Raw genomic sequence first — 15,536 nt, 5'->3', positions numbered from 1 at the left:
ATGAGCGACGATTCCCAGCGGCCAATCATCGTCAAACGGGTGAAAAAGGCGGCCCACGGCCACCATGGCGGGGCGTGGAAGATCGCCTATGCCGACTTCGTCACCGCGATGATGGCGTTTTTCCTCCTCATGTGGCTGCTCGGTTCCACCACCAAGGCGCAGCGGGAGGGGATTGCCGAATATTTCAAGGCACCGCTCAAGATTTCCATGAGCGGGGGCAGCGGCGCGGGTGATGCCTCTTCCGTGATCAAGGGCGGCGGCATGGATCTTTCCCGCAAGACCGGCCAGGTGGAAAAGACCGACACGCCGCAGAAGAAGAAAACCGTCAATCTGGAAGCGGCGAGGGCGGAGCAGGAGCGGCTGGAAAGGCAACGTCTGGAAAGCCTGAAGGCCAAGCTGGAACAGTTGATCGAAAGCAATGCACTGCTCAAGCAGTTCAAAAGACAGCTCCTCATCGACATCACCAGCGAAGGGCTGCGCATCCAGATCGTGGATGAGCAGAACCGGCCCATGTTCAACGTGGGCAGTGCCGTCATGCAGCCCTATGCGCGGCAAATCCTCGCCGAGATCGCCAAGGTGCTCAACGATGTGCCCAACACCATCAGCCTGTCGGGTCACACCGATGCCACGCCGTACTCCGGGGGCGAACGGGGTTACAGCAACTGGGAGTTGTCAGCGGACCGGGCCAATGCCGCGCGGCGGGAGCTGGTGGCAGGCGGCATTGCGGAAGGCAAGATTCTGCGGGTGGTGGGGCTCGCCTCCGCCGTGCCCTTCGACAAGGACAATCCCTATAACCCCATCAACCGCCGCATCAGCATCATCGTCATGAACAAACGCACGGAGGAGGCGGTGCGCAGCGACGGCGGCAAGCTCGAGGTTGCCGCAGAGCAATTGAAGGAGGGCAGCGATGCCCCACCCCTCAAGCCTTGAACCGCGGGGCGCGCGGGTGGCGCCGGCGGCCTTGGGTGTGGCGGCCCTCCACCATTGGCCGGTGGTGGCGCGCGCGGCTTGCGCCCAGCTTGGTGCCCTGCCCGTGAGCCTTGCCCTTGCGGAAAGCCTGCCTTTTGCCGGCGTGCTGCTGTTGCAGGGCGTGGTGGCGGCGGGATTGGCGGTATTGCTACGGCTGCCCTGGTGGTGGTGGCCCATGGAGTTGGCCTTTGCCCCCGCCTTGGCGGCGGCCCTCGCATTGCCCGTCGCCTCCGGCTGGTTCCTCGCCGCTTTCCTTGCGCTTGCCGCGGTGTACGGGAACCCCGGTCGCACCCGTGTGCCCCTGTATCTTTCCGGGCGGGCGGTGTGGCAGGCCCTGGCGGATCTTGTGCCCCCCACGGGGCGGGTGCTGGACCTGGGCTCGGGACTGGGTGGGCCTCTTCTTCATCTCGCGCGTCATCACCCGGGGCTTCGTGGTGTGGGCATCGAGGCGGCGCCCTTGCCGTGGCTCATCAGCCGGCTGCGGGCCATGGGGCACACCCGGCTGAGCTTCGTCCGGGGCTCCTTCTGGGAGGAGGACCTGGGCGCTTACGATTTCGTCTTCGCCTACCTTTCGCCTGCCGTCATGCCGCGGCTGTGGCGCAAGGTGCAGGCGGAAATGGCGCCCGGTAGCGTCTTCGTCAGCGTGGAATTCCCCGTGCCCGGCGTCGAGCCTCACGCCGTCATCCACACCGGCGGCCGGCAGCGCCTCTATCTCTGGCGTTTCTGAGCCCGGCGGCAGGCGGCCTTGATGGCGCGGGCCAAATCAGCGCGTTCCCGTGCCGGGGTCAGCCGTCGGGCACGCCGCCGGCATTGGGCGCCGAGGTGGGCGAGGAAGTCTGCATCCGCTTCGGCGCGGGCGAGGAGGGCCGCCAGCGCACGCTCGTCGCCAACGGGAAAATAGCCCGCATAATCCCGGCCCAGCATGCCCACGTTGCCCGGCACGCGGGAGGCGAGCACCGGCAGACCCACCGCCAGGGCCTCGCTGATGACGTTGGCCCCGCCTTCCATGCGGGAACTCATCACCATTAGCCGCGAGCGCCGCAGAGTTTCCCGCACCTGTCTGGGTGGCACTTCCCCGCGCCAGCGGTAACGGGGCTCTTCACCCATGAGCCGCCGCGCCTCCTCGGCATGCCGGGGATCCAGGGCGCGGCCCAGATGTTCCACGCGGATGTGAGAAGTGGGCGGCAGATGGGCGAGGGCGTAGGCGGTGCGGAAGGGGTCTTTCTCCTCCCGCAGATGGCCCACGACGCAGACGGCAAAGCCGGCCTCGCCAGGCAGACGGCTGCCCTTGGGCGCCGACTGGTAAATAACCTGGGCCTTGGCCCGCCATGGGGCGGGCAGACTCGCCAGCGCCTCTTCCTGCAGGACGATCAGGCCGTGGGCAAGCCTCACCGAGCGGCGCGCCTGCCCTTTTTCTGCCAGATCCCGGTAGAGGTCGGTGCCGGTGAGGACCACCAAGAGTGGCCGGCGGGGATGGCGCCGGTGGAAACGGGCGATGGAATCCCGCGAGCGCCAGGCATGCAGGGCGATGAGGAGGTCGGCGGGCCTGCCCCGCCAGCGGGTGGCAAGGTCCACGCGATGCCCAAGGCGCTTCAGAAGGCGCGCCCAGCGCAGTGCGGTGTGGCGGTTGCCGGTGCGAAGCCGCGCCCCGGCAGGTGTGATCAGGGCGATTCTCAATGGGATAAACTGACTCAACCCATGCGCCCGCCACTATACGCTTCCCCGCCTTTCCGGAAAACGCCTGCCGCCGGCGCAGGACGCACTTTTCGCCAGATCACGCCCTCCGCCCATGACTGACGCCAAATTCCAAAACCTGTGGTATGTGCGGCGGGGGGAGCGGGTGAGCGGACCCTTCCCGGAAAAATGGCTGCGCCGCGATCTTGCCCTGGGGCGCCTGCGGCCGGAGGATGAAATCAGTCCCGATCGCGTAAGCTGGATTTCCTTGCGGGAGCGGACCGATTGGCTTCGGGAACCGCTTCCTGAAGCGCCGGCGGACCTGCCGGAATGGCAGGAGGAGCGGCTGCGGGCGCGCCGCCGGTGGCTCGATGAGCGCAGACTGCCGGATCGCCGCCAGGGTGAAGCCCGCGCATCCGGGGAGGAGAAGCGGCGGCGGCCGGACCGGCGTCTGCCGGAAAGTGCCGAGACCCTGCTTTTGCGGCAACGTCACGCCGAATGGGAACGCACACTCGCTGCCCGGCGGGAACGCTACCTGGGCGTGGTGGCGGTGCTCCTCGTGTTGCTGGGGGTCACCCTCTGGGCGGCAAGCCGGGGGCGCGTGGTCAACCCCGTGGTGGTCCACCTGCCATCGGCGCAGCCGAACTGCCGCGCGCCGGCTTCCCCGCAGGTCAACTGGCAGGGCTGCGACAAAAGCGGCGCCTGGCTGCGGGGAGTGGACCTGGAGAGCGCCAATCTGGCCGGTGCGCGCTTCAACAGCGCCAATCTGAGTCTTGCCCGCCTCGCCTATGCCAATCTCGCCGGTGCCGACCTGAGCTATGCCAATCTCGAAGGCGCCACGCTGCAGGCGGCCAACCTGGCGGGAGCGGACCTCACCTATGCGAGCCTGCGCCAGGCCGACCTCCGTCTGGCCGATCTGCGGGGGGCGAAGCTTGCCGCCACGGAGCTCATGGGTGCCCGCCTGTCGGGCGCCCTCTGGACCGATGGCCACACCTGCGCGCCGGGCTCGGTGGGGGAGTGTGGTCCATGATGCCCATCACCTCGCCGGAAAATCCCCTGATCCGGCAGGTGCGCAAGCTGCTCGCTTCGGCGAAAGCGCGGCGCCGGCTGCGGCAGGCCGTGCTGGATGGGTGGCATCTGCTGGAAGCCTGTCTTGCTGCGGGCGTTGCGGTGGAACGGGTGCTCCTCGCCGCGCGGATACGGGATTCCGCCCCGGCGCGCCGCCTGCTGGCGCAGGTGGAGGCGCGTCGGGTTGCCCTCCTCGCCGATGCCCTGTTCGATGCCCTGGCCCCGGTGGAGGAAGCCACCGGCGTGCTCACCGTGATCGGCATTCCCCACCCCAGAGCGGCGGGACAGGACTGCGTGCTGCTTCTGGAACGCATCCAGGACCCGGGCAATCTGGGCAGCATCCTGCGCAGCGCTGCTTGCGCGGGGGCGGATGCGGTCTATCTCTCCAAGGGGTGCGCCGATGTCTGGTCGCCGCGTGCCCTGCGCGGTGGCATGGGGGCGCAATTCCACCTCGCGCTCCATGAACAGGTGGACCTGGTTGCGCTCGCCCAGTCCTTTCCCGGGGTGGTCATCGCCACCAGTCTCGCTGCCAGCGATTCCCTCTATGACCTGGATTTGCGCAAGCGGGTCGCCTTCGCTTTCGGCAATGAGGGAGCGGGGTTATCGCCTGCACTGCTTGCCGCCGCCCGGCACCGGGTGCGCATCCCCATGCCCGGCCGCGTGGAATCACTGAATGCGGCAGCGGCCGCCGCCGTCTGTCTTTTCGAGCGGGTGCGCCAGCTACAGGCGGGGCGTTAGGCCCTGGCGGTGGACGATGGTGGAGGCGATTTCCTCCACCGACATGTGGGTGGTGTCGAGGAAGGGAATGCCATGGCGCTGGAAGAGCGCCTCTGCCGCACGCACCTCCCGCTGGCAGGTGGCCAGTTCGGCATAGCGGCTGCCCGGACGACGCTCCTCGCGGATTTCATGGAGCCGCTGGGGGCTGATGGATAGACCAAAGAGTTTGCCCCCCTGCGCCATCACCCCCGGCGGCAGACGGCCACGGTCGAAGTCCTCTTCGGTGAGGGGATGGTTGGCTGCCTTGAGTCCGTATTGGAGCGCGAGGTAAAGGCAGGTGGGGGTCTTGCCGCAGCGGGAGACGCCGACCAGCACGATGTCCGCCTCGGCAAGCTGCCTGCCCAGGCCGTCGTCGTGGGCGAGCGCGAAGTTGACCGCCTCGATGCGGCGGCCATAGGCATGATCCACGCCATGGAGCCTGCCCACGGCCCGCGCCGGGGTCAGTCCCAGCTCCTCCTCCAGGGGCGGCAGGAAATGGTCGAAGACATCCAGCACCAGCGCCGGGGCCTCGGCAAGACGCGCGCGCAGCTCGGGCTGGGTCAGCGAACTCACCACGATGGGCCGCGCGTCATCCTCTTCTGCGGCGGCCCTGATGCGCTCCAGGGCGTGGGCGAGTTTTTCCGCATTGTCGATGAAGGGTAGCGTGGTGCGCACAAAGTCAATATGATCGAACTGGCTGAGGAGACTCCGGCCAAGGGTTTCCGCCGTAATGCCGGTGTGATCGGAAATGAAGAACACGTGACGCCGTGGGGAAATGGGCATGCGCCCGCCTCACTCAATGGGACCTCACCATGACCGAGCCATCATACATCATCTGGTTTGAAGAACTGTCAATGAAGGACGTGGAGCGGGTGGGCGGCAAAAACGCCTCCCTGGGCGAGATGATCCGCTCCCTCTCCCATCTGGGTGTGCGGGTGCCGGGCGGCTTTGCCACCACGGCCCAGGCCTTCCGCGATCATCTCGCCCACAATGGTCTCGTCGAAAAAATCCACGCCGCCCTGGATGGCCTCGACGTGAACGATGTCACCGCGCTGGCGGCGACGGGGGCGCAAATCCGCGCCTGGGTGAAGGCAGGGGAATTTCCTCCCCGGCTCGAGGCGGAAATCCGCGTCGCCTGGACGAAGCTTGTCGCCGCCACCCCCGGGGAGCTTTCCGTTGCCGTGCGCTCTTCTGCCACGGCGGAGGACCTGCCGGATGCCTCCTTTGCCGGCCAGCAGGAGACACTGCTCAATGTCGTCGGCCTCGAGAATGTGCTGCAGGCGGTCAAGGAAGTGTTCGCTTCCCTCTACAACGACCGCGCCATCGCCTACCGCGTCCACCACGGTTTCCGCCATGCCCAGGTGGCCCTGTCGGCGGGCATCCAGCGCATGGTGCGCAGTGATCTCGCTTCAAGTGGCGTGATGTTTACCATCGATACCGAGTCCGGTTTCCCCGACGTGGTCTTCATCACCGGCTCCTGGGGGCTGGGGGAAATGGTGGTGCAGGGCGCGGTGAACCCGGACGAGTTCTACGTGCACAAACCCATGCTGGCAGCGGGCAGGCCCGCCATCGTGCGCCGCGCCCTGGGCAGCAAGGCACGGCGCATGGTCTATGGCGAGGGCGGTCAGGCCACGCGGATTGAGGAGGTACCGGAGGCGCTCCGCCGGCAGTTCTGTCTCAGTGACGACGAAGTGCGGGAACTCGCCCGTATGGCGGTGGTGATCGAAAAACATTACGGCCGTCCCATGGACATCGAGTGGGCCAAGGACGGCCTCACGAACGAGCTCTTCATCGTCCAGGCAAGACCCGAGACGGTCAAATCGCGCGCTTCCGGCAGCCTCTTGCGCCAGTACCGCCTCAAGGGATCCGGCCGGGTCCTGGTGACCGGGCGGGCCATCGGCAGCCGTATCGGCGCCGGCCCCGTGCGCCGCGTCCTGTCGGCAGCGGAAATGCACCGGGTGCAGCCGGGTGACGTGCTGGTCACGGACATGACCGATCCCGACTGGGAACCGGTGATGAAACGCGCCGCCGCCATCGTCACCAATCGCGGCGGGCGCACCTGCCATGCCGCCATCGTGGCGCGGGAACTGGGCATTCCCGCGGTGGTGGGCACTGGCGATGCGACGGAGAAACTCGCCGAAAGCCAGCCGGTGACCGTCTCCTGCGCCGAAGGGGATACCGGCAAGGTTTACGAGGGGCTGCTGGAAAGCGAGGTGCGCGAGCTGAGTCTCGACACGCTGCCACCGCCGCCGGTGAAAATCATGATGAACGTGGGCAACCCGGAGCAGGCCTTCGATTTTGCCCAACTCCCCAATCACGGCGTGGGGCTGGCGCGGCTGGAATTCATCATCAGCCGCATGATCGGCATCCACCCGCGCGCCGTGCTCGACTATCCCCAGCTGCCGCCGCCCCTGCGCGAGGCGGTGGAAACCCAGGCCGCAGGCTATGCCGATCCCGTGCGCTTCTATGTGGAAAGGCTGGCGGAAGGGGTGGCCACCATCGCCGCCGCCTTCTGGCCGAAGCCGGTGATCGTGCGCCTGTCGGATTTCAAATCCAACGAGTATGCCAATCTCATCGGCGGCGAACGTTACGAACCGCAGGAGGAAAACCCCATGCTGGGTTTCCGCGGTGCTGCCCGCTACATCTCGCCGGCCTTCCGCGACTGCTTCGCCCTGGAATGCCGCGCCATGAAGCGGGTGCGCGAGGAGCTCGGTTATGGCAACGTGGAACTGATGATTCCCTTCGTGCGCACCGTGGAGGAGGCGCGGGAAGTGGTGGCACTGCTGGCCGAACAGGGGCTTACGCGGGGCAGCGCGGGGCTGCGGCTGGTGATGATGTGCGAGATTCCCTCCAATGTCCTCCTGGCCAACGACTTCCTCGAGTATTTCGACGGCTTTTCCATCGGCTCCAACGACCTCACCCAGCTCACCCTGGGTGTGGACCGCGATTCCAATCTGGTGGCCGCTGCCTTCGACGAACGCAACCCCGCGGTCAAGATGCTGCTCGCCCAGGCCATCGCCGCCTGTCGGCAGAAGGGCAAGTACGTGGGCATCTGCGGCCAGGGTCCCTCCGACCATCCCGATCTCGCCCGCTGGTTGGTGGAGCAGGGCATCGAAAGCCTCTCCCTCAACCCCGACACGGTGGTGGAAACCTGGCTCGCCCTGGCAGGTGATCGTCCGGGTTCTGCCGCGTAAGGGGCAGTGCCCTGGCTTGCCCAGCCTCAGTAACCCAACAGGCGCGTGGTCTGGTAGAAGGCGAAGCTCACCAGCCAGGCGAGGAGCAGGGACCAGCCCACACTGGTGAGGGTGAAGCGCCAACTGTGGGCTTCGCTCCTCAGGGTGGCAATGGTGGAAAGACAGGGGGTGTAGAGGAGGGTGAAGAGCATGAAGCTCATGGCCTGCGCCCAGCTGAGGGTCTGCCCGAGGTGGTGGGTGAGGGCACTGCCCTCGAGGCCATAGATCACGGCCAGCGCCCCGATGACGATTTCCTTGGCGACAAAGCCGAAGATCAGGGCGATGGCAAGCTGCCCATCGATGCCCGCGGGCTCCAGTACGGGCGCGGCCCAGGCGCCGATTTTCCCCGCCCAGGTGGCACTGCTGCCGGGGATGGCACCCGGCGGCAGGTGGGTGAGCAGCCAGACCATGACGACACCGGCGACAATGAATTTGCTCGCCCGATGGAGGAAGTGCCGCACCTCCTGCCAGCCACGCAGGACCATCTGCCGCAGCGTCGGCAGGCGGTAGGGGGGCAGTTCCAGCACGAAGGGTTCGTGGCTGACGAACCGTCCCTTAAAGAGGAGCGCGGTGAGCATGGCCGCCGCGAAGCTGAGCAGATAGAGGCTGAGGAGCACCAGCGGCGCCGCCCGTGGGGAAAAGAGCGCGGCGGTGATGAAGAGGAAAACCTGCAGCCGTGCCGAGCAGAGGGAGAACGGGATGACCAGCATGGTGAGCAGGCGCAGGGCACGCGAGCGCATCACCCGTGTGCCCATGATGGCGGGGACGTTGCAGCCGAAGCCCATGAGGAGCATGACGAAACTGCGTCCATCGAGCCCCAGCCGCGCCATGAGGGCATCCATGAGGAAGGCCGCGCGGGAGAGGTAACCGGTGTCCTCCACCAGCGCCATGAAGAGGAAGAAGAGCACGATCACCGGCACGAAGGCCGCCACCGTGCCCACGCCGTTGTAGAGGCCATCCAGCAGCAGGCCAGACAGCCACGCCGGTGCGCCTGAGAGGAGCGGATCCAACGCCTGCGCGCGGAATGCCGCCAAAAGCCACGCCATGCCATCCTGCAGGGGCTTGCCCAGGGTGAAGATGGCGTGGAAGAGGCCATAGAGGATGGCGAAGAAAATGGGCAGGCCAAGCACGGGATGCAAAAGCAGCCCATCCAGACGGGCGGTGAGGCTGTCCGTAAGCTGCGGCGGGATGTGCACCGCGCGGGCCAGCACCCTTTCCATCTGGCGTTCGATGCCGGCGTCAGCGGCCAGTCTTTGCCGCAGATTTTCGAGCGTGACCGGATTGCTCTGGGCCAAGCGGCGCTTCAGCAAATCCACCGCCGCGGCAAAGCCCTGCCCGTGCTTGGCGGACAACAGCGCCACCGGCATGCCCATTTCGGCCGCCATGCGGTGGGTGTCGATGGCCACCCCGAAACGCGCCGCTTCATCCGCCATGTTGAGGAGCAGCACGGCGGGCAATTCCAGTTGTTTCACCTGCAGGGCGAGGGCGAGCTGGCGGTCGAGCTGGGTGGCGTTGAGGATCACCACCACCAGGTCCACCCGGTTGTGTTCCAGGAAATGGCGCACCACCATCTCGTCCTCGGAGAAACCGTGGAGATCGTAGATCCCCGGCAGATCGACGACTTCCACCATTTCGCCGCCGAGGAGGATTTTTGCGCCCAGCAGGTCCACGGTGACCCCCGGCCAATTGCCAACGCGGGCCGAGGCGCCGGTGAGCCGGTTGAAGAAGGTGGACTTGCCCGTGTTGGGCATGCCCAGAAGGGCGATGCGCTTCATGACGAAGCGCGGGCGACGTCGATGTGGGCGGCCTCCCGCGGGCGCAGCATGAGGTCCGTGCTGCCGACCCGGATCTGCAGTGGCCCCCTGCAGCAGGCGCGGCGGATGAGGGCCACTCGCCGCCCCACCCGCAGACCCAGAGCGGCCAGGCGTGCCTTGACGGCGTCATTGAAACGGAGGCCGGTGATGATCGCCGTCTCTCCGGGTTGCAGGTTGGCCAGGGTGTCCATCAGGATGGGCTTATTTACAAATGAGAATTGTTTTTAAGTTTGCCACTTCCCCGTCTGGGGCGCAAGCATCAGCGCGCCTGAAAGCAGCCCATGGGGTGGGGCGCAGGGAAATGGACCGCAGAAGACCAAGGGCTGCCTGCCGCCGCTGTTGCCGCCATCCTGCAGCGTCTGAAGCGGGCCCGCCCGCTGAGACCAGTGGGCGGACCCGACGGAAACTTCCTCCGGCGCAAGCGGGCAGGGGGCAAGGAAACGCGCCACCTTTGCCGCTCGCAAAGATGGCGACCTGGAAAGTCCGGCAGCGGCGGCTGAGGAAGATTTTTTGGCCGCCACCGCCTTTTGCGGTATGATGGCATCCCGTCTGTTGCATGCCTTCTCCATGACCAAATTCATCTTCATCACAGGCGGGGTCGTTTCTTCCCTGGGCAAGGGCATCGCCGCCGCCTCTCTGGGCGCCATCCTGGAATCCCGCGGCATCAAGGTCACCATGCTCAAGCTGGATCCCTACATCAACGTGGATCCCGGCACCATGAGCCCCTTTCAGCACGGTGAGGTTTTCGTCACCGAGGACGGGGCGGAAACCGACCTCGATCTCGGTCATTACGAGCGCTTCATCAACCGCAAGATGACGAAGCGCAACAACTTCACCACCGGCCAGATCTACGAAAGCGTGATCCGCAAGGAACGCCGGGGCGATTACCTGGGCGGCACGGTGCAGGTCATTCCCCACATCACCGATGAGATCAAGCATTTCATCCGCCTGGGGGCGGGCGATGCGGAAGTGGCGGTGGTGGAAATCGGCGGCACCGTGGGCGATATCGAATCCCTGCCTTTCCTTGAGGCCATCCGCCAGATGGCCATCGAGGTGGGGCGGGAGAATGCCTGTTTCATCCATCTCACCCTGGTGCCCTATATCGCCTCCGCCGGTGAGATCAAGACCAAGCCCACACAGCATTCGGTGAAGGAGCTGAGGGAGATCGGTATTCAACCCGATATCCTCCTTTGCCGCGCCGACCGGCCGCTGCCGGCGGAGGAACGGCGCAAGATCGCGCTCTTCACCAACGTGCCGGAAGAAGCGGTCATCTCCGCCATCGACGTGGACAGCATTTACAAGATTCCCCGCATCCTCCACGACCAGCATCTGGATGACATCGTCTGCCGCAAGCTGATGCTGCATCCGCCCCCTGCCGATCTGCGCCTGTGGGACGAACTGGTATATGCGCTGGAACATCCCCAGCATGAAGTGGATGTCGCCCTGGTGGGCAAATACGTGGACCTCACCGAGTCCTACAAGTCCCTCTCCGAGGCCCTCGTTCACGCCGGCATCCACACCCGTTCGCGGGTGCATATCCACTACATCGATTCCGAAAAACTGGAAGACGGGGATCCCGACGTGCTCCGCGACATGGATGCCATCCTGGTTCCCGGCGGTTTCGGCAAGCGGGGGGTGGAGGGCAAGATCAAGGCCATCCGCTACGCGCGGGAAAACCGCATTCCCTATCTTGGCATCTGCCTGGGTATGCAGCTTGCGGTGATCGAGTTCGCCCGCGACGTGGCCGGCATGGCGGGCGCCCACAGCACGGAATTCGATCCGGACACGCCTTATCCGGTGGTGGCATTGATCACCGAATGGCGGGACCGCTCCGGGCAGCTATTGCGTCGCTCCGAGACCTCCGATCTCGGCGGCACCATGCGCCTGGGCGGCCAGGAATGCCGGCTTGCCCCCGGCAGCCTCGCTCACCAGATTTACGGCCGGGATGGGATCGTGGAGCGCCACCGTCACCGTTATGAGGTCAACAACACTCTGCTGCCGGCGCTGGAGGAGGCGGGCCTGCGGGTGAGTGGCCGTTCCACCGGCGAGGAACATCTCTGTGAAGTGATCGAGCTCGCGGATCATCCCTGGTTCGTGGCCGTACAGTTCCATCCGGAATTCACCTCCACGCCCCGCCAGGGTCATCCCCTGTTTACCGCCTTCGTCCGCGCCGCCCTGGCGCAACGCAGCAGGCGGCAGGAAGCGGCGTCATGAAGCTTTGCGGTTTCGATGCCGGCCTTGAACATCCGCTGTTTCTCATTGCCGGCCCCTGCGTCATCGAGTCGCGCGAGCTTGCCCTGGAGACGGCGGGGCGGCTCAAGGAAATCTGCGCCGAAGTGGGCATGCCCTTCATCTACAAATCCTCCTATGACAAGGCCAATCGCAGCTCCGGGACTTCCTTCCGCGGCCTGGGCATGGCGCAGGGACTCAAAATCCTGGAGGAGGTGCGTCGCCAGATCGGTGTGCCGGTGCTCACCGATGTGCATACGGAAGCGGAAATCCCGGAAGTGGCCGGCGTCGTGGATGTGCTGCAAACACCCGCTTTCCTCTGCCGGCAGACCGATTTCATCCAGGCCGTGGCCGCCACCGGCAAGCCCGTCAACATCAAGAAGGGCCAGTTCCTCGCCCCCTGGGACATGAAAAACGTGGTGGCCAAGGCCAAGGCGGCCAATGGCGGCGCGGACACCATTCTGGTCTGCGAACGGGGGGTCTCCTTCGGTTACAACACCCTGATCTCCGATATGCGGGGGCTGGCGATCATGCGGGAGACGGGTTGTCCGGTGGTCTTCGATGCCACCCACTCGGTGCAGCAGCCGGGGGGACTGGGGGTGCGCAGCGGGGGGCAGCGGGAGTTCGTGCCGGTGCTGGCGCGGGCGGCGGTGGCGGCGGGGGTGGCCGGGGTGTTCATGGAAACCCATCCGGAGCCGGACAAGGCCCTCTCCGACGGCCCCAATGCCTGGCCCCTTTCCCGCATGAAGGAACTGCTCGTCCTCCTTAAGGAACTGGATGCGCAGGTGAAACGTGCGGGTTTTATCGAAAACGAGTTTTTGTAAAAACACGTACCACGGGGAACACCAGAGGGACACGCGGCCGCACCGATCGTCGCTGCGGAACCTTCGCCTCCTCCGTGGTGGAACGGAAAAAGGAAAAACGCAATGAGTGCAATCGTCGATGTCATCGCCCGTGAAATCCTCGACTCCCGTGGCAATCCCACGGTGGAGGCCGATGTGCTGCTGGAATCCGGGGTGATCGGCCGCGCCGCCGTGCCCTCCGGTGCCTCCACCGGCAGCCGGGAAGCCATCGAGCTGCGCGACGGGGATGCGCAGCGTTATGGCGGCAAGGGCGTGTTGAAGGCCGTGGAAAACATCAACACCGAAATCTGCGAAGCCATCATCGGGCTGGATGCGGAGGAACAGACCTTCATCGACCGTACCCTCATCGACCTCGATGGCACGGAAAACAAGGGCCGCCTGGGTGCCAATGCCATCCTCGCCGTCTCCCTTGCGGTGGCCAAGGCCGCGGCGGAGGAATCGGGGCTGCCCCTTTACCGCTACCTGGGCGGGGCGGGGCCGATGACGCTGCCGGTGCCCATGATGAACATCATCAATGGCGGGGCGCACGCCAACAACAGCGTGGACATGCAGGAATTCATGATCATTCCGGTGGGGGCGCCCAGCTTCCGCGAGGCGGTGCGCTACGGCGCGGAAGTCTTCCATGCGTTGAAGAAACTGCTGGAACACCGCGGCCACGTCACCACTGTCGGCGACGAAGGCGGCTTTGCCCCCAACCTCCCCAGCAACGAAGCTGCCCTCGAGCTCATCGTCGAGGCCATCGAGGCGGCGGGCTACCTGCCGGGGGCGGATGTGGCCATCGGTGTGGACTGCGCCGCCTCCGAGTTCTACCGCGATGGGAAATACGTACTCGCCTCGGAAAACCGCAGCATGAGTTCGGAAGCGTTCGCCGACTATCTCGTCTCCTGGGTGGAGCGGTATCCCATCGTCTCCATCGAGGATGGCATGAGCGAGCATGACTGGCCGGGCTGGAAACTGCTCACCGAACGTCTGGGCCGCCGCATCCAGCTGGTGGGTGATGACATCTTCGTCACCAACAGCCGCATCCTGCGCGAGGGGATCGCCCAGGGGATTGCCAACTCGGTATTGATCAAGATCAATCAGATCGGGACGCTCACCGAGACCTTCACCTGCATCGAGACGGCGCGGCGCGCCCGTTACACGGCGGTGATCTCCCACCGCTCGGGAGAAACGGAGGATACCACCATTGCCGACATTGCCGTGGCCAGTCACGCTTTGCAGATCAAGACCGGCTCCCTGTCCCGCTCGGAGCGCATTGCCAAATACAACCAGTTGCTGCGCATCGAGGAGGAGTTGGGCGACAATGCCGCCTATGCGGGGCGGGAGGCCTTCTATCAACTCGGCTGAGATTCCGGCGCAGGCGTCTGCGGCGCGCGCCCCCGGCGCCGGCTGCGCCTCGGGCGCGGTTGCCGGAAGGCGCCCGCGCCCGAGACGCCGGCCCTGTGCCAGGCGGCCACGGACAGCGGGGTGAAGCTTGCCGTGCGCTGGCTGACTCTGATCCTCGCACTCCTGATCCTCGCCCTGCAGTATCCCCTGTGGCTGGGCAAGGGCAGTTGGCTCAAGGTGTGGGAGGTGGACCAGGCGCTGAAAAAACAGCTCGCCGAAAACGAGCGGCTGGCGCGGCGCAATGCCTCCCTCGAGGCCGAGGTCAACGACCTCAAAACCGGCTACGAAGCCATCGAAGAGCGCGCGCGCAGCGAACTGGGCATGGTGCGGCAGGACGAGGTTTTCTTCCAGGTGATGGACGAAACCCAGCCGAAGACCCCGCCCGCGTCACCCTAAACCCTCACAGAGGAACCGCGTAGGGCAGTTCCCCAAGCTGCAGGACCGGTCCGTCCGGCCTTTTCCAGTGGACGGGTGCGGCGGTGGCACTTGCCGTGTGGATCACCGCCAGGACATCGTAACCGCCTTCCGGTGCGGCCGCGGCGTTGACGATCACGCCGCTCGCCTGATCCCCCATGTCGGCGCTGAAGAGGGCATCCCCGGGCTGCGGGGGCGTGGCGCTCGTCAGGTGGGCAAGATACATGCGCCGCTTGGGTTTGCCCAGATACTGGGTGCGGGCCACGATCTCCTGGCCCGGGTAGCAGCCCTTCTTGAAACTCACGCCCCCCACCAGTTCGAAGTTGACCATCTGGGGCACGAATTCCTCCTGGGTGGCGGGCAGGATCACGGGAATGCCAGCGCGCAAAAGATGCCAATCCCAGCGGTCGCTTCCCACCGGAAGGAAGCGTTGGGCGAGTCTGTCCCAAAGCGCGGGAGCGCCCGCGGGGGGTGTGAGGATTTCGAAACAGCCCCCCGGCAGGGAGAGGAGCATGCCCTCAGCCAGGGAGAGCACGCCATGGGGCGCTGGCGGCGTCACCCCCAGTGTTTCGCCGAGGGTTTGCCCCGCACCGGGCCCGGCGAGCCCTAGACACACCCAGTTTGCGCTCTCGTCGCTGAGGGTCACTTTGGAACGCAGCACGAACATGGACAGGCGTTTGCGGATGGGCTCTTTAAGGCTTGCCGGCAATTGCATGAGGAAACCCTGCGCATCCCGCCAGAGGAGGAAACTTGCCAGCATGCGTCCCTTGGGCGTGCAGTAGGCGGCCCACTGGCTGTTTTCACCGTTGAGCAGACGCACATCGTTGCTCACCTGTCCCTGGAGGAAAGTCTGGGCGTCGTCGCCGGCGAGGCGGATCAGCGCGTAGTGGGAGAGATCGGCTAAAATGGGCTGCTGCGCCGAGCGCCGGAGTTCTTCCGCCGCATCGCCGAAGTGGACCACCCGACCGTCCTCGAAAACGGCACCACGGGATTGGAGAAACTGCTGCCAGTCGGTATTCATGGGCACGATTCCTGGAAAAGGAAAACGCCGAAAGGAAAAAAGCCGTGTCGCAGAAAGGGCCAAAGGGCTTCCGCATGGCACGGAGGCACCGGGCGAAACATACTGGCGC

At 65.7% G+C, this 15,536-nt stretch carries 14 protein-coding genes; 9 read left to right on the top strand and 5 right to left on the bottom strand.

Going from position 1 to position 15,536, the window contains the following annotated elements; all coding sequences use genetic code 11:
- Both motB and K6T56_04795 read left to right on the top strand, forming a co-directional pair.
- A complete protein-coding gene (gene motB, locus K6T56_04800; protein ID MCL6555665.1) occupies positions 1 to 930 on the top strand; it encodes a flagellar motor protein MotB in 930 nt (309 codons plus the stop codon).
- On the top strand, positions 908 to 1,696 hold the full coding sequence (locus K6T56_04795; GenBank protein ID MCL6555664.1) for a class I SAM-dependent methyltransferase: 789 nt from the start codon (positions 908 to 910) through the stop codon (positions 1,694 to 1,696). Before motB ends, K6T56_04795 begins: the two co-directional genes overlap by 23 nt.
- On the opposite strand, the gene K6T56_04790 is transcribed toward K6T56_04795, so the two are convergent.
- Positions 1,678 to 2,652 carry a TIGR04348 family glycosyltransferase gene (locus K6T56_04790; protein MCL6555663.1) on the bottom strand — a complete coding sequence of 325 codons (975 nt, stop codon included), beginning with the start codon at positions 2,650 to 2,652 and terminating at the stop codon, positions 1,678 to 1,680. The genes K6T56_04795 and K6T56_04790 overlap by 19 nt on opposite strands.
- Positions 2,653 to 2,758: 106 nt before the next feature.
- On the opposite strand from K6T56_04790, the gene K6T56_04785 reads away from it, so the two are divergent.
- Positions 2,759 to 3,673: a pentapeptide repeat-containing protein gene (locus tag K6T56_04785; GenBank protein MCL6555662.1), complete on the top strand. Its 915-nt coding sequence runs from the start codon at positions 2,759 to 2,761 to the stop codon at positions 3,671 to 3,673.
- The gene (locus K6T56_04780; GenBank protein MCL6555661.1) at positions 3,670 to 4,449 is read left to right on the top strand and encodes an RNA methyltransferase; all 780 of its coding nucleotides are present in this window, start codon (positions 3,670 to 3,672) and stop codon (positions 4,447 to 4,449) included. The genes K6T56_04785 and K6T56_04780 overlap by 4 nt, the downstream gene beginning before the upstream one ends.
- Here K6T56_04780 and K6T56_04775 read toward each other — a convergent pair.
- On the bottom strand, positions 4,432 to 5,250 hold the full coding sequence (locus tag K6T56_04775; GenBank protein MCL6555660.1) for a kinase/pyrophosphorylase: 819 nt from the start codon (positions 5,248 to 5,250) through the stop codon (positions 4,432 to 4,434). The genes K6T56_04780 and K6T56_04775 overlap by 18 nt on opposite strands.
- 29 nt (positions 5,251 to 5,279) lie before the next feature.
- Between K6T56_04775 and ppsA the strand changes: the two genes are divergently transcribed.
- Positions 5,280 to 7,661 (top strand): phosphoenolpyruvate synthase, encoded by a 2,382-nt coding sequence (gene ppsA, locus K6T56_04770; GenBank protein MCL6555659.1) that lies wholly within the window; start codon positions 5,280 to 5,282, stop codon positions 7,659 to 7,661.
- A 26-nt stretch (positions 7,662 to 7,687) separates the two neighbouring features.
- On the opposite strand, the gene feoB is transcribed toward ppsA, so the two are convergent.
- On the bottom strand, positions 7,688 to 9,475 hold the full coding sequence (feoB, locus tag K6T56_04765; GenBank protein ID MCL6555658.1) for a ferrous iron transport protein B: 1,788 nt from the start codon (positions 9,473 to 9,475) through the stop codon (positions 7,688 to 7,690).
- Positions 9,472 to 9,705 (bottom strand): ferrous iron transport protein A, encoded by a 234-nt coding sequence (locus tag K6T56_04760; GenBank protein ID MCL6555657.1) that lies wholly within the window; start codon positions 9,703 to 9,705, stop codon positions 9,472 to 9,474. The genes feoB and K6T56_04760 overlap by 4 nt, the downstream gene beginning before the upstream one ends.
- Positions 9,706 to 10,081: 376 nt before the next feature.
- Between K6T56_04760 and K6T56_04755 the strand changes: the two genes are divergently transcribed.
- The 4 genes from K6T56_04755 (at position 10,082) to ftsB (ending at position 14,388) form a co-directional block, all read left to right on the top strand.
- The gene (locus tag K6T56_04755; GenBank protein ID MCL6555656.1) at positions 10,082 to 11,728 is read left to right on the top strand and encodes a CTP synthase; all 1,647 of its coding nucleotides are present in this window, start codon (positions 10,082 to 10,084) and stop codon (positions 11,726 to 11,728) included.
- Positions 11,725 to 12,567, top strand: a complete 843-nt coding sequence (gene kdsA / locus K6T56_04750) for a 3-deoxy-8-phosphooctulonate synthase (protein MCL6555655.1) — start codon at positions 11,725 to 11,727, stop codon at positions 12,565 to 12,567. Before K6T56_04755 ends, kdsA begins: the two co-directional genes overlap by 4 nt.
- Positions 12,568 to 12,669: 102 nt before the next feature.
- Complete coding sequence (gene eno, locus K6T56_04745; GenBank protein ID MCL6555654.1) at positions 12,670 to 13,953, top strand: phosphopyruvate hydratase; 1,284 nt, start codon at positions 12,670 to 12,672, stop codon at positions 13,951 to 13,953.
- A gap of 132 nt (positions 13,954 to 14,085) precedes the next feature.
- Positions 14,086 to 14,388, top strand: a complete 303-nt coding sequence (gene ftsB / locus K6T56_04740; GenBank protein MCL6555653.1) for a cell division protein FtsB — start codon at positions 14,086 to 14,088, stop codon at positions 14,386 to 14,388.
- 4 nt (positions 14,389 to 14,392) lie between these two features.
- Here ftsB and K6T56_04735 read toward each other — a convergent pair whose 3' ends face one another.
- Positions 14,393 to 15,427, bottom strand: a complete 1,035-nt coding sequence (locus tag K6T56_04735) for a folate-binding protein YgfZ (protein ID MCL6555652.1) — start codon at positions 15,425 to 15,427, stop codon at positions 14,393 to 14,395.
- Positions 15,428 to 15,536 lie beyond the last annotated feature (109 nt).

The organism is Burkholderiales bacterium, assembly GCA_023511995.1.
Classification (GTDB): domain Bacteria; phylum Pseudomonadota; class Gammaproteobacteria; order Burkholderiales; family Thiobacteraceae; genus Thiobacter.
Note: the sequence above shows the minus strand (reverse complement) of the source record. Positions and strands in the feature narration are given on the sequence as shown.

Bases quoted from the DNA above. Each gene is read 5' to 3' on its own strand.
- motB (MCL6555665.1), top strand. From the start codon at position 1: ATGAGCGACGATTCCCAGCGGCCAATCATCGTCAAACGGGTGAAAAAG.
- K6T56_04795 (MCL6555664.1), top strand. From the start codon at position 908: ATGCCCCACCCCTCAAGCCTTGAACCGCGGGGCGCGCGGGTGGCGCCG.
- K6T56_04785 (MCL6555662.1), top strand. From the start codon at position 2,759: ATGACTGACGCCAAATTCCAAAACCTGTGGTATGTGCGGCGGGGGGAG.
- K6T56_04780 (MCL6555661.1), top strand. From the start codon at position 3,670: ATGATGCCCATCACCTCGCCGGAAAATCCCCTGATCCGGCAGGTGCGC.
- K6T56_04775 (MCL6555660.1), bottom strand. From the start codon at position 5,250: ATGCCCATTTCCCCACGGCGTCACGTGTTCTTCATTTCCGATCACACC.
- ppsA (MCL6555659.1), top strand. From the start codon at position 5,280: ATGACCGAGCCATCATACATCATCTGGTTTGAAGAACTGTCAATGAAG.
- feoB (MCL6555658.1), bottom strand. From the start codon at position 9,475: ATGAAGCGCATCGCCCTTCTGGGCATGCCCAACACGGGCAAGTCCACC.
- K6T56_04760 (MCL6555657.1), bottom strand. From the start codon at position 9,705: ATGGACACCCTGGCCAACCTGCAACCCGGAGAGACGGCGATCATCACC.
- K6T56_04755 (MCL6555656.1), top strand. From the start codon at position 10,082: ATGACCAAATTCATCTTCATCACAGGCGGGGTCGTTTCTTCCCTGGGC.
- kdsA (MCL6555655.1), top strand. From the start codon at position 11,725: ATGAAGCTTTGCGGTTTCGATGCCGGCCTTGAACATCCGCTGTTTCTC.
- eno (MCL6555654.1), top strand. From the start codon at position 12,670: ATGAGTGCAATCGTCGATGTCATCGCCCGTGAAATCCTCGACTCCCGT.
- K6T56_04735 (MCL6555652.1), bottom strand. From the start codon at position 15,427: ATGAATACCGACTGGCAGCAGTTTCTCCAATCCCGTGGTGCCGTTTTC.